The sequence below is a fragment of the Cupriavidus sp. FW305-27 genome (assembly GCF_058787995.1).
In genome coordinates this window covers 1-557 of sequence record NZ_JBYTAG010000143.1, presented here as the reverse complement: position 1 = coordinate 557, position 557 = coordinate 1, and the positions used below count along the sequence as shown (strand labels likewise).

Sequence of the window (557 nt, the reverse complement as noted above, 5' to 3'; positions counted from 1 at the left end):
GCGACAACGCTGGCGGCGGATGGAACCGTCGTGCACGCCGGCCGCATGGACCGGCTGGTAGTCGGCCCGCGCGCCGCGCAGGGGTCGGCATTGGCCGCGGATTTCCATGCGCTGGTGTCCAGGGCGGCCGGTACGCGTGAGCTATCGGGCGCCATCGGGCAGGAGCTGTGGAACAAGTGGGCCATGATTGCCGCCGGCGCAGTGATGACATGCCTGATGCGCGGGACCGTGGCGGACATCATGAAGACCCAGGATGGCCGTCGCCTGATGCTTGACGCGATTGCGGAGTGCCGCACGGTGGCGCAACTGTACGGCCATGCCATCCCTGAACCCGTTGTCGCTGCCATGCAGGCCCGACTGCTGGACGAAGCATCGACCTGGGCTGCCTCGATGATGCGGGATATAGCGCGGGGCGCCCCACGCATAGAAGCCGACGCCATCGTCGGCGATCTCATCAAGCGCGCAGCCGGGTACGGGCATGAGCTTCCGTTGAGCCGTGCGGCATATTGCCACCTGCAGGTCTATGAGCGCCAGCGCGCTGCGCACCAGACGGCTGG

The 557-nt window shown here is 67.5% G+C and carries 1 protein-coding gene; it reads left to right on the top strand.

All coding sequences use genetic code 11. The annotated features are described in order from the left end of the window. Positions 1-183 precede the first annotated feature (183 nt). Positions 184-557: ketopantoate reductase C-terminal domain-containing protein (locus tag AC3WRI_RS32920; protein WP_492295024.1), on the top strand; the 374-nt coding region annotated here is incomplete at its 3' end.